Annotated in this window: 12 protein-coding genes; 8 read left to right on the top strand and 4 right to left on the bottom strand. The window is 68.1% G+C overall.

Features of this window, described 5'->3' with window-relative positions:
* Window positions 1–50 precede the first annotated feature (50 nt).
* Window positions 51–1,559, top strand: a complete 1,509-nt coding sequence (locus CP978_RS17330; protein WP_150478241.1) for a glycosyltransferase family 87 protein — start codon at window positions 51–53, stop codon at window positions 1,557–1,559.
* 102 nt (window positions 1,560–1,661) lie between these two features.
* On the opposite strand, the gene CP978_RS17325 is transcribed toward CP978_RS17330, so the two are convergent.
* From CP978_RS17325 to CP978_RS17315, 3 genes are all read right to left on the bottom strand, one after another.
* The gene (locus CP978_RS17325; protein WP_043441990.1) at window positions 1,662–2,693 is read right to left on the bottom strand and encodes an alanine racemase; all 1,032 of its coding nucleotides are present in this window, start codon (window positions 2,691–2,693) and stop codon (window positions 1,662–1,664) included.
* A gap of 105 nt (window positions 2,694–2,798) precedes the next feature.
* Window positions 2,799–3,917 (bottom strand): lipid II:glycine glycyltransferase FemX, encoded by a 1,119-nt coding sequence (locus tag CP978_RS17320; RefSeq protein ID WP_043441987.1) that lies wholly within the window; start codon window positions 3,915–3,917, stop codon window positions 2,799–2,801.
* A 182-nt stretch (window positions 3,918–4,099) separates the two neighbouring features.
* Entirely contained in the window at window positions 4,100–4,417 is a 318-nt protein-coding gene (locus tag CP978_RS17315) for a hypothetical protein (protein WP_043441984.1), read from the bottom strand.
* Window positions 4,418–4,680: 263 nt separating this feature from the next.
* Between CP978_RS17315 and rpsF the strand changes: the two genes are divergently transcribed.
* The 4 genes from rpsF (at window position 4,681) to rplI (ending at window position 6,413) form a co-directional block, all read left to right on the top strand.
* Window positions 4,681–4,971, top strand: a complete 291-nt coding sequence (gene rpsF / locus CP978_RS17310) for a 30S ribosomal protein S6 (RefSeq protein ID WP_003975025.1) — start codon at window positions 4,681–4,683, stop codon at window positions 4,969–4,971.
* A gap of 76 nt (window positions 4,972–5,047) precedes the next feature.
* Window positions 5,048–5,632 carry a single-stranded DNA-binding protein gene (locus tag CP978_RS17305; protein WP_043441981.1) on the top strand — a complete coding sequence of 195 codons (585 nt, stop codon included), beginning with the start codon at window positions 5,048–5,050 and terminating at the stop codon, window positions 5,630–5,632.
* Window positions 5,633–5,711: 79 nt separating this feature from the next.
* Entirely contained in the window at window positions 5,712–5,948 is a 237-nt protein-coding gene (rpsR, locus tag CP978_RS17300; protein WP_003949403.1) for a 30S ribosomal protein S18, read from the top strand.
* Between the two features lie 18 nt (window positions 5,949–5,966).
* Window positions 5,967–6,413: a 50S ribosomal protein L9 gene (rplI, locus tag CP978_RS17295; protein ID WP_043441978.1), complete on the top strand. Its 447-nt coding sequence runs from the start codon at window positions 5,967–5,969 to the stop codon at window positions 6,411–6,413.
* A gap of 176 nt (window positions 6,414–6,589) precedes the next feature.
* Here the strand turns inward: rplI and CP978_RS17290 are convergent, their stop codons facing one another.
* Window positions 6,590–7,927 (bottom strand): MATE family efflux transporter, encoded by a 1,338-nt coding sequence (locus CP978_RS17290; protein ID WP_043441976.1) that lies wholly within the window; start codon window positions 7,925–7,927, stop codon window positions 6,590–6,592.
* A 460-nt stretch (window positions 7,928–8,387) separates the two neighbouring features.
* On the opposite strand from CP978_RS17290, the gene dnaB reads away from it, so the two are divergent.
* From dnaB to CP978_RS17275, 3 genes are all read left to right on the top strand, one after another.
* Complete coding sequence (gene dnaB / locus CP978_RS17285; protein ID WP_043441974.1) at window positions 8,388–9,863, top strand: replicative DNA helicase; 1,476 nt, start codon at window positions 8,388–8,390, stop codon at window positions 9,861–9,863.
* Window positions 9,864–9,984: 121 nt separating this feature from the next.
* Entirely contained in the window at window positions 9,985–10,665 is a 681-nt protein-coding gene (locus CP978_RS17280) for a TetR/AcrR family transcriptional regulator (protein ID WP_043448814.1), read from the top strand.
* Between the two features lie 99 nt (window positions 10,666–10,764).
* On the top strand, window positions 10,765–12,150 hold the full coding sequence (locus CP978_RS17275) for a serine hydrolase domain-containing protein (protein ID WP_043441971.1): 1,386 nt from the start codon (window positions 10,765–10,767) through the stop codon (window positions 12,148–12,150).
* The last annotated feature ends 46 nt before the right edge of the window (window positions 12,151–12,196 follow it).

Below are 12,196 nucleotides of genomic sequence, written 5' to 3'. Positions count from 1 at the left end.
GTGGGGCGGCCCTCATCGCTTTCCCGGGCGCATGCGGCAGGATGAACCCCATGCCCAGTGCAGACACGACGCGAGCAGGCGTCCATGAGCCGGAGACGGTGCGGCCTACCCGGGAGGATGAGGTCGCGGCGGTCGGCAGTGAGCTCATCGGCGGTCCGCTCGGGCGACGCGCCCTGCTCGGGACGTCCTGGTGGACTCCCGTACGGGTCGTGGCGCTCGTCGGGATCGGAATGTTCGCCCTCGGCATGATCCAGAAGCTGCCCTGCTACGACAGCGGCTGGTTCTTCGGCGCCGGTGCGCAGTACACGCACGCGTGCTACTCGGATATTCCGCACCTCTACCAGGGGCGCGGCTTCGCCGACGGACTCGTGCCCTACTTCGACAAGCTCCCCGGCGATATGTCCTACCTCGAATACCCGGTGCTCACCGGAGTGTTCATGGAGGTCGCCTCATGGCTGACCCCGGGCAGCGGCACCCTCCAGGTCCGGGAGCAGACCTACTGGATGGTCAATGCCGGGATGCTCATGGTGTGCGCCGCGGTCATCGCCGTATGCACCGCGCGCCTGCACCGCCGGCGCCCCTGGGACGGCCTCCTGGTCGCCCTGGCGCCCGCGTTCGCGCTGACCGCCACCATCAACTGGGACCTGCTCGCGGTGGCCCTGCTGGCCGCGGCGATGCTGATGTGGTCGCGCGGCCGAGTTCTGGCGTTCGGCATCCTGGTGGGGCTCGCCACCGCCGCCAAGTTCTATCCGTTCCTGGTGCTGGGACCGCTCCTGCTGCTGTGCTGGCGGGCCGGCCGATGGCGGGAGTACACCACCGCCCTGCTGGGCGCCGTGGGGGCGTGGCTGGTGGTCAATCTGCCGGTGATGCTCCTCGCCCCCGAGGGCTGGGCGAAGTTCTACAGCTTCAGCCAGGAGCGTGGTGTCGACTTCGGCTCGGTCTTCCTCTTCGTCTCGCGCTGGTTCGACATCGAGATCACCAAGGACGCGGCCAATGCCTACGCCATGATCATGATGCTGCTGGCCTGTGCGGGCATCGCCGCGATCACGTTCACGGCTCCACGCCGTCCGCGTTTTGCGCAGCTCGCGTTCCTGGTCGTCGCCGTGTTCATCCTCACCAACAAGGTCTACTCGCCGCAGTATGTGCTGTGGTTGGTCCCCCTCGCCGCGCTGGCCCGGCCGCGCTGGCGCGACTTCCTGATCTGGCAGGCCTGCGAGGTGGCCTATTTCCTCGGGATCTGGATGTATCTCGCGTACACGACCAGCGGAGACGCCCACAAGGGCCTGCCGACCGACGGGTACCAGGTCGCCATCGCGGTCCATCTGCTGGGGACGCTCTATCTGTGCGCCGTCGTCGTACGCGACATCTTCATGCCGGAACGGGACATGGTGCGCCTGGCGGGGGACGACGATCCGTCGGGTGGCGTCCTGGACGGCGCGCCGGATGTCTTTGTGCTCGGGGCCGCCGCCCGTTCGCCGCAGCACACGGTGCCGTCCGACGGAACGTCTGTGGAGTGGGGCAGCCGGGACCCGGAGTTCACGGGCAGCGGTTCGCTCTGAGCGAACAGGCCGCGGAAGCGCCATGACGAAGGCCGTACACGGACTCCGTGTACGGCCTTCGTCATGCTCGCTTCGCGGTCGGGTGATCCCTGCCGGCCGTCCTCAGCGGTCGAGGATCCGGTCGAACTGCGTGGTGGTGTGCCGCAGATGGGCCACCAACTCGTCACCGACCTTCGGCTCCGTGGTGTCCGAGGGGATGAAGAGGATCGAGACCTGCATGTGCGGGGGCTCGGCGAACCAACGCTGCTTGCCCGCCCAGACGAACGGGGAGAGGTTCCGGTTCACCGTCGCCAGACCCGCCCGGGCGACGCCCTTGGCGCGCGGCATGACGCCGTGCAGGGCCTTGGGGGCCTCCAGACCCACCCCGTGTGACGTTCCGCCCGCCACGACGACCAGGAACCCGTCCGAGGCCGCCTTCTGCTGCCGATAGCCGAACCGTTCGCCCTTGGCGATGCGGGTGACGTCCAGGACGGCCCCGCGGTACTCGGTGGCGTCATGGTCCCCCAGCCACAGCCGGGTGCCGATGCGGGCGCGGAAGCGTGTCTGCGGGAACTGCTGCTGCAGCCGGATCAGTTCCTCGGACTTGAGGTGGCTGACGAACATCGTGTGCAGCGGCAGCCGGGCCGCACGCAGCCGGTCCATCCAGCCGATGACCTCCTCGACGGCGTCGGAACCGTCGGTGCGGTCCAGCGGGAGGTGGATGGCGAAGCCCTCGAGGCGGACGTTCTCGATGGCGGCGTGCAGATTCGGCAGGTCCTGCTCGCTCACGCCGTGCCGCTTCATCGAGGACATCACCTCGATGACCACACGGGCGCCCACCAACCCGTAGACGCCGTCCACGGACGACACGGAGCGGATGACGCGATCGGGCAGCGGCACGGGCTCCTCGCCCCGGCGGAAGGGCGTCAGCACCAGCAGGTCGCCGCTGAACCAGTCCTTGACGCGGGCCGCCTCGTACGTGGTGCCCACGGCGAGGATGTCCGAGCCCAGGCGTGTGGCCTCGTCCGCCAGCCGCTCGTGGCCGAAGCCGTAGCCGTTGCCCTTGCAGACGGGGACGAGCCCCGGGAACTGCTCCTGCACCTGCTTGTGGTGTGCCCGCCAGCGCGCGGTGTCGACGTAGAGCGTGAGCGCCATGGCCGGTCCCCGAACCTTTCTCGTGGCTACGGTGTGTCAGAGGTCAGAAAAGGACTATGGTGACAGATCCGCCGACCCCGGCGGTCCAGCACGCTCGCTCCGGCGTCAGCGGCGCGACATATAGATGTCGAGCGCCTTGTGGAGCAGCTTGTTGAGCGGGAAGTCCCACTCACCGATGTACTCGGCGGCCTCGCCGCCCGTGCCCACCTTGAACTGGATCAGGCCGAAGAGGTGGTCGGTCTCGTCCAGGGAGTCGGAGATGCCGCGCAGGTCGTAGACGGTGGCGCCGAGCGCATAGGCGTCGCGCAGCATCCGCCACTGCATGGCGTTCGAAGGCCGCACCTCACGGCCGACGTTGTCGGAGGCCCCATAGGAGTACCAGACGTGACCGCCGACGATCAGCATCGTCGCCGCCGACAGGTTCACGCCGTTGTGCCGGGCGAAGTAGAGCCGCATCCTGTTGGGGTCCTCGCTGTTGAGGGCCGTCCACATGCGCTGGAAGTACGACAGCGGCCGGGGCCTGAAGTGGTCGCGCACGGCCGTGATCTCGTACAGCCGCTGCCATTCCTCGAGGTCCTGGTAGCCGCCCTGGACAACCTCCACGCCCGCCTTCTCGGCCTTCTTGATGTTGCGGCGCCACAGCTGGTTGAAGTTCTTGTGGACCTCTTCCAGGGAGCGGTTGGCGAGGGGCACCTGGTAGACATAACGGGGCTGCACATCGCCGAAGCCGGCGCCGCCGTCCTCACCCTGCTGCCAGCCCATGCGGCGCAGCTTGTCGGCCACCTCGAAGGCGCGTGGCTCGATGAAATCGGCCTCGATGTCGCGCAGTCGCTTCACATCCGGGTTCTGGATGCCCTGCTTGATGGAACCGGCCTCCCAGCGACGGATGACGACCGGGGGGCCCATCTTCACGGAGAAGGCGCCCTGATGCTTCAGGTGCGCGAGCATCGGCTGGATCCAGTCGTCCAGGTTCGGCGCGAACCAGTTGATGACCGGGCCTTCGGGAAGGTACGCCAGGTAGCGCTTGATCTTGGGCAGCTGGCGGTACAGCACCAGCCCCACGCCCACCAGTTGGTCGTTCTTGTCGAACCAGCCGAGGTTCTCCGAGCGCCATTCCGCTTTGACGTCTGCCCAGGCCGGGACCTGCATGTGGCTCGCCGCCGGCAGGCTCTGGATGTACGCCAGATGCTGCTCGCGGCTGATCGTCCTCAGGGTCAGGCTCATTCGGGGCGCTCCTCGGGCTGGCGTGTCCCCATGGGTACAGGGGTCCGGCTCTCGCGCCGAAGCCTACTGCGCCCTGTGAGCGCCCCGTCTGGCTGTGTGGCGAACCTGTGTGCACCTCGGGCACGTCGGCCGCCGTCCGTGGGCCCGCCCGACGACGCCCGCGGACGACGGCCGATGCCCCGTCAGCCGCCGATGACGCCGCCGAACAGACCGCCGTGTGCCATGCCGAGGAAGAAGCCGATGGCCGAGGCGCCGAGCCCCAGGATCAGACCGAAGCGCTCGCGGGTCGTCACGGAGACGAACTGCCCGTATGCGCCGAGGAGGATCCCCACCAGGCCGGCCCAGGAACTGATCAGATGCAGATGGTGGAACATCGCCGTGACGAAGGCCGTGATCCCGAGCACCAGGGTCACCACGAGCAGGGTGTCCGGGAGGGGATGGGTCTTTCCGTCGCTGGCGAGGAGTGAACCGGTGGTGTTGGGTCGCAATGCCTGTGCCATGGGGCACCTCCTGCGGAAGGCGGCGCATCGTAGCGCCTTACACACCCGATGTGTACAGATTGTCGGCCTTCGCGGCCGGATTTCAACCGGAAGCTCGTGTGCGGGTACTGTGTACCGTCTGCACCGGTGTCTGCCCAGGCTGAGTCGGGTCAACCGTCGGCTGGCCCTGATTGTCAGTGGTGGCCGATACCGTTGCGTACGCATCACAACCCTCCTGCCACGGAGCGACCGTGGCCGCTGAGTCCAAAGGAGGTGGGTTCCACATGCGTCACTACGAGGTGATGGTCATCCTCGACCCCGATCTCGAGGAGCGTTCTGTCTCCCCGCTGATCGAGAACTTCCTTTCTGTCGTCCGTGACGGTGGCGGAAAGGTCGAGAAGGTCGACACCTGGGGCCGTCGTCGTCTCTCGTACGAGATCAAGAAGAAGCCCGAGGGCATCTACTCGGTCATCGACCTGCAGGCCGAGCCTGCGGTCGTCAAGGAGCTCGACCGCCAGATGAACCTGAACGAGTCGGTCCTCCGGACCAAGGTCCTCCGCCCCGAGATGCACTGAGCCTTCGCTCAGTCGGTCCCGGGATTCGAGTAGCACCACAAGCAGCCAGCAGCAAACCCGCCGAGAGGTTCCCCCAATGGCAGGCGAGACCGTCATCACGGTCGTCGGAAATCTTGTCGACGACCCCGAGCTGCGCTTCACCCCGTCCGGTGCGGCGGTCGCGAAGTTCCGCGTCGCGTCCACTCCTCGCACCTTCGACCGTCAGACCAATGAGTGGAAGGACGGCGAGAGCCTGTTCCTGACCTGCTCGGTCTGGCGCCAGGCGGCCGAGAACGTCGCCGAGTCGCTTCAGCGAGGCATGCGCGTCATCGTGCAGGGCCGGCTGAAGCAGCGGTCCTACGAGGACCGTGAGGGCGTCAAGCGCACGGTCTACGAGCTCGACGTCGACGAGGTCGGCGCGAGCCTGCGCAATGCCACGGCCAAGGTCACCAAGACCGCCGGCCGCGGTGGCCAGGGCCAGGGCCAGGGTGGTTACGGCGGCGGTGGCGGCCAGGGTGGCGGCGGCTGGGGCGGTGGCCCCGGCGGCGGTTCCCAGGGCGGCGCTCCGGCCGACGACCCGTGGGCGAGCGGCGCTCCGGCCGGTGGCCAGGGCGGTGGCGGTTGGGGCGGTGGCTCCGGCGGCCAGGGCGGTGGCGGCTACTCGGACGAGCCTCCCTTCTAGACCGTGGGCCGGGCCCCGAGTCCGGCCGGGTCGAGGGCGGGTCGTACCCCACACTTCTTGATCACACAGGAGAAACACCATGGCGAAGCCGCCTGTGCGCAAGCCGAAGAAGAAGGTCTGCGCATTCTGCAAGGACAAGGTCACGTACGTGGACTACAAGGACACGAACATGCTGCGGAAGTTCATTTCCGACCGCGGCAAGATCCGTGCCCGCCGCGTGACCGGCAACTGCACGCAGCACCAGCGTGACGTCGCCACGGCTGTCAAGAACAGCCGTGAGATGGCGCTGCTGCCCTACACCTCCACCGCGCGCTAAGGGAAGGGTGACCGACCAATGAAGATCATCCTCACCCACGAGGTCTCCGGCCTCGGTGCCGCGGGCGACGTCGTGGACGTCAAGGACGGTTACGCTCGCAACTACCTGATCCCGCGGAAGTTCGCGATCCGCTGGACCAAGGGTGGCGAGAAGGACGTCGAGCAGATCCGTCGTGCTCGCAAGATCCACGAGATCCAGACCATCGAGCAGGCCAACCAGGTCAAGGCCCAGCTCGAGGGTGTGAAGGTCCGCCTGGCCGTCCGCTCGGGCGACGCCGGCCGTCTGTTCGGTTCCGTCACCCCGGCCGACATCGCCTCCGCGATCAAGGCTTCCGGTGGCCCCGAGGTCGACAAGCGCCGCATCGAGCTGGGTGCGCCGATCAAGACGCTGGGCGCCCATGAGACGTCCGTGCGTCTGCACCCCGAGGTTGCCGCCAAGGTCAACGTCGAGGTCGTCGCCGCCTAAGGGCAACGCTCACCGCTACACAAGGGGCCGCACCCTTCGGGGTGCGGCCCCTTGCGTGTGTCGTCGTATGCCGTGCCGGAGGGGCCAAAGGCGCCGTTTCACGTGAAACGGCGCTGTTTGCCGTTGCGGAGGAACGTGTCGTCGCAGCCCTCACCCGCGTCGTCCAGGGTCCTCGTTCAGCGCGTGGCTCCTGTCACGATCCAGCGGCCCGAGCGGGACCGCAGCCACAGCGTGAGCATCCGCATGGTCATCATCAGTGTCATCGCCACCCACAGCGCGGTGAGTCCGCCGCCGAGCATCGGAACGAGCAGGGCGACGGGAGCGAAGACCAGCAGGGTCAGCACCATCGCCCAGGCGAGATACGGCCCGTCCCCCGCGCCCATCAGTACGCCGTCCCACACATAGACGACCCCGCAGACGGGCTGTGCGACGGCCACGAGCACCAGAGCGGGCAGAGCCGCGTGATGGACGGAGGCGTCACTGGTGAACAAGGGGAGAAAGAGCGGGCGCAGCACAAGGACCAGCAATCCGAGGGCGATCCCGGTGGCGATGCCCCACTGCACCATGCGCCGACACGCCTCGCGGGCGCCTTGAGGGTCGTTGGCGCCGAGACAGCGTCCGATGATGGACTGCCCGGCAATGGCGATCGCGTCCAGGGCGAAGGCGAGCAGACTCCACAGGGACAGGATGATCTGGTGCGCGGCGATGTCCGCGTCCCCGAGCCGGGCGGCGACGGCAGTGGCGATCATCAGGATCGCCCGCAGTGAGAGCGTACGGACCAGCAGGGGCACTCCCGCCTGTGCGCAGGCTCGTATCCCTGCGCCGTCGGGACGCAGCGAGGCACCGTGACGGCGGGCACCGCGGACGACGACATACAGATAGACGGCGGCCATGCCGCACTGGGCGATGACGGTGCCCCAGGCGGATCCCGCGATTCCCAGGCCGGCGCCGTAGACGAGGCCCACGTTGAGGGCGGCGTTCACGACAAAGCCCGCGACGGCGACGTAGAGAGGGGTCCGGGTGTCCTGCAGGCCACGCAGGACACCCGTCGCGGCGAGCACGACCAGCATCGGGAGGATGCCGAGCGCGGAGATGCGAAGATAGGTCGTCGCATAAGGGGCGGCAGTGCTCGAGGCGCCGAAGAGGTCCACGATGCCGGGGGCCGTGGGCAGGACGACGGCGATGACGGCCGCTCCCAGCAGCAGTGCCAGCCAGATCCCGTCCATGCCCTGGCGGATGGCTGCCCGTAGATCGCCCGCACCGACCCGGCGGGCCACCGCGGCCGTGGTGGCGTACGCGAGAAACACAAAAACGCTGACCGCGGTGGTCAGGAGGGCCGAGGCGATGCCGAGGCCGGCCAGCTGTGCGGTGCCGAGATGGCCGACGATCGCGCTGTCGGCCATCACGAACAGGGGCTCTGCGACGAGTGCGCCGAAGGCCGGAACGGCCAGCGCGAGGATCTCCCGGTCGTGCCGGCGTCGAATGGCTCGGGGTACTGCGGGAGCCTGTGTCATGGGAGCAATCTAATCGTCCACAGGTAAGAGATGCAATGCCGTTGCGATCCTTACTGTGGTCCCGTTGGGGTGTGGCGCTGTGCACCGTTCGCGACGATCTTGATCCAGGGGGAGAAGTTTTTCTCCTGCACAGCCGGTGGATGGGAAAGTTGCAGGTCACAGTGGTTGTACTGGAGCCTCTGAGGGCTTGTTCACAGGGCTGTCCACCGGCTTGTGCACAGGTTTTGCGGAGTTCTCCACAGCATCGGGGCTCTCGTCCACATGGCCTGTGGATAACCAGATTGGCTGACGGTGCCGACGGGCCTAACGTGGACCGGCGCCCGCTCTCTCCTCCGGCCTCGGAAAACGTGGCAAAACCGACGCGTCTGAACCGGAGCCGGGCTGTTCGCTTTGTCAGTGTCGTGCCCTAGGGAAGAAGGGCACGGCGAGGTCCGCACGGCGGACGGGAGGAGGCGGCCCGGTGACCATTTCCGAGCCCTTGGACGATCCGTGGGCCGACAGCGGTCCGAGTGATCGTGTCCCCGCCTCCCGCCGGGGCCGTGACGGCGGCCGGGGCCGCGACGAGCAGCACGAACGCGGTCAGGACGGCGCCGCCTGGGACGGCGGGGGCTCCTCCTTCGAGCGTGTCCCGCCGCAGGATCTGGACGCCGAACAGTCCGTCCTCGGCGGCATGCTCCTGTCGAAGGATGCGATCGCCGATGTCGTCGAGGTCCTCAAGGGCCATGACTTCTACCGCCCCGCCCACGAGACGATCTACGGGGCGATCCTCGACCTGTACGCGAAGGGCGAACCGGCCGACCCCATCACGGTCGCCGCCGAGCTGACCAGGCGCGGCGAGATCACCAAGGTCGGCGGTGCCCCCTATCTGCACACGCTGGTCCAGACGGTTCCGACCGCGGCGAACGCCGAGTACTACGCACAGATCGTGCATGAGCGCGCGGTTCTGCGGCGCCTGGTCGAGGCCGGCACACGCATCACACAGATGGGGTATGCGGCCGACGGTGACATCGACGAGATCGTCAACACCGCCCAGGCCGAGATCTTCGCGGTCACCGAACAGCGGACGGCTGAGGACTATCTGCCGCTCAGCGAGATCATGGAGGGCGCGCTCGACGAGATCGAGGCGATCGGCTCGCGCTCGGGGGAGATGACCGGGGTGCCGACCGGCTTCACAGATCTCGACCAGCTCACCAATGGGCTGCATCCGGGCCAGATGATCATCATCGCGGCCCGTCCCGCCATGGGTAAGTCGACGCTGGCCCTGGACTTCGCGCGGGCGGCGTCCATCAAAAACAATCTGCCGAGCGTGATCTTCTCGCTCGAGATGGGGCGCAACGAGATCGCGATGCGTCTGCTGTCCGCCGAGGCGCGCGTGGCCCTGCACCATATGCGGTCCGGCACGATGACGGACGAGGACTGGACCCGGCTCGCCCGCCGGATGCCGGACGTCTCCGCCGCCCCGCTCTACATCGACGACTCGCCGAACCTGTCGATGATGGAGATCCGCGCCAAGTGCCGCCGCCTCAAGCAGCGCAACGACCTGAAACTGGTCATCATCGACTATCTGCAGCTGATGCAGTCCGGTTCCAAGCGCTCCGAGAGCCGGCAGCAGGAGGTCTCCGACATGTCCCGGAACCTGAAGCTGCTGGCCAAGGAGCTGGAACTGCCGGTCATCGCGCTCTCGCAGCTCAACCGAGGTCCCGAACAGCGGACGGACAAGAAGCCCATGGTGTCCGACCTGCGTGAGTCCGGTTCCATCGAGCAGGACGCGGACATGGTGATCCTGCTGCACCGCGAGGACGCGTACGAGAAGGAGTCGCCGCGCGCGGGCGAGGCGGACATCATCGTCGGCAAGCACCGTAACGGGCCCACTGCGACGATCACGGTCGCGTTCCAGGGCCACTACTCCCGCTTTGTGGACATGGCACAGACCTGATCAGCGCCTGTAGGGCTGCCGGGGCGCGCCGCCGAGCAGCGTGACACCTGGTGTCGACGGCCAGAGCAAGCCCGGCCTCATCGATACGCTGTATCGCTCGATGCGATGTATGGTCAGCGGCATGTTGGTGTGGGAGAGGCCGGAGCCACCGAATCGCCCCGTGCCGGCGCCGCTGAACCGAGAGCGGATCGTGCGAGCGGCGATCCGGTTGGCCGATGCGGACGGCCTGGAGGCGGTGTCGCTCCGCAAGGTCGCCACCGCGCTGGGCGTCGGCCCGATGCGGCTGTACAGCTACATCGACAGCAAGCAGGAGTTGCTCGATCTGATGGTCGACGCGATCCACGCCGAGATCCGACCGGTCGGAGACGACTGGCGGGAGGTGCTGCGGTCCCTTGCCGAAACCACCCGGCAGGCCGCCCACGACCATGAATGGCTGGCCGATCTGCTCGGTGGGCGACCTCAGCTCGGGCCGCACGCGCTGGCCAGGGGGGAGGCCGTGGTGGCCGCGCTGGACGGCGTTGAGGTGGACGCCGTCATGCCGGTGGTCACCGCGGTCGACGCCTATGTGATCGGTGCGGTGCGTCGGGAGATCGCCGAGAAGCGTGCCGAACGGGCCACCGGGATGGACGAGAAGCGTTGGCAGGCCTCACTCGGGCCCTATCTGGAGCGGACCTTCGCCACCGGCCGATTCCCCGCGCTGGCCACGGTGGTGCGCGATGCCGCCCACCTGGACGCCGATCACACCTTCCGGATCGGCCTCGACTTCCTGCTCGACGGCATCGAGGCCCGCATCTCAAGGTGACGTGCGCGGACGGATGACCGGACCGGTACCGCGGGCCTATGGCGGCGATGCCGGCGTAATGCACTCGACGCGAAGAGCCGGGCCGGGTGGACTGTAGCCATGACGACATCTCAACAAGAGCTGCTTCCGGCCACTCGCCGGGCCCTGCTGCATCGCATCGCCGTGGCGCAGTCCGAAGGGCGGGCGCCGTCCCTGGTGGCGGCGGTGGTCAGGGACGGGCGGACGGTGTGGCACGGCTCGCGCACCTCGGTGGACGGCCATGCCCCGGGCGAGAAGGTGCAGTACCGGATCGGTTCGATCACCAAGACCTTCACCGCCGTTCTGGTGATGCGGCTACGGGACGAGGGCCTTCTGGATCTGGGCGACCCGCTGGAGAAACACCTTCCGGGCACCGGAGCAGGGGAGGCGACGATCGCCGAGCTGCTCGCTCATACGGGCGGTCTGGCGGCCGAGTCGCCCGCGCCGTGGTGGGAGCGCACCCCCGGTTCGCTGCGTCCCGAGCTCGCGGACGTGTTGGGCGAGCACCCCTTGCGGCACCCGGTCGGGCGCAGATTCCACTACTCCAACCCCGGCTATACGCTCCTGGGCGCTCTGGTCGAGGAGGTGCGCCGGGCTCCTTGGGAGGATGTGCTGCGGAGTGAGGTGCTGGAACCCCTGGGGCTGGAGCGGACGAGCGTCCGGCCGCAGGCGCCGTACGCGGGCGGCTGGGCCGTTCATCCCTGGGCCGATGCGCTGCTTCCCGAGCCGGTGGAGGACCTCGGGAAGATGGAACCGGCCGGTCAGTTGTGGTCGACCACCGGTGACCTGGCACGTTTCGCTGTCTTTCTCGCCCGGGGGGACGACCGGGTGCTGAGCGAGGAATCCGTTCGGGAGATGCGGACGCCCGCGGCTCCGGCCGAGGACGCGGATCTGGCGGCCGGCGCCTCCTACGGTCTTGGTATGCAGCTTCAGCGCAAGGACGGCCGGTTTCTCGTCGGCCACTCCGGCTCGCTTCCCGGGTTTCTCGCCAATGTCACCCTGAGCGTGGAGGACGAGGTGGCCGCCGTCGTCCTGGCCAACTGCACTTCGGGCCCTGCGGTCTCCCTGGTCGCCGCCGATCTGGTCGGCATTGTGGCCGAGGCGGAACCCCGGATCCCCGAGCCGTGGCGGCCACTGCCGGAGGTCGACCGGGCCGTACTCGAACTGGCGGGGGCCTGGTACTGGGGCACTGCGGGTTTCCTGCTGCGGCTGACGGCCGACGGAGGGGTCTCGCTGGAGCCCTTGTCCGGGGCCGGCCGGCGCTCACGCCTGCGGTCGAACGGTGATGGCACCTGGACAGGGCTCGACGGCTATTACGCGGGGGAGATCCTGAAGGCCGTACGGCGGCCGGACGGGTCCGTGAGCCATCTGGACCTAGGGTCCTTTGTGTTCACCCGGCAGCCGTGCGAGGAAGGGGCTCCTGTGCCCGGTGGAGTGGACCCGGAGGGGTGGGGCGGACTCCGTTAGGGCGGCTGTGACGCCGGAAGGGGTGTGTTTCACGTGAAACACACCC

The organism is Streptomyces nodosus (assembly GCF_008704995.1).
Taxonomy (GTDB): Bacteria; Actinomycetota; Actinomycetes; order Streptomycetales; family Streptomycetaceae; genus Streptomyces; species Streptomyces nodosus.
The sequence above is the reverse complement of the archived record's forward strand: the minus strand, read 5'-3'. Positions and strand labels throughout refer to the sequence as shown.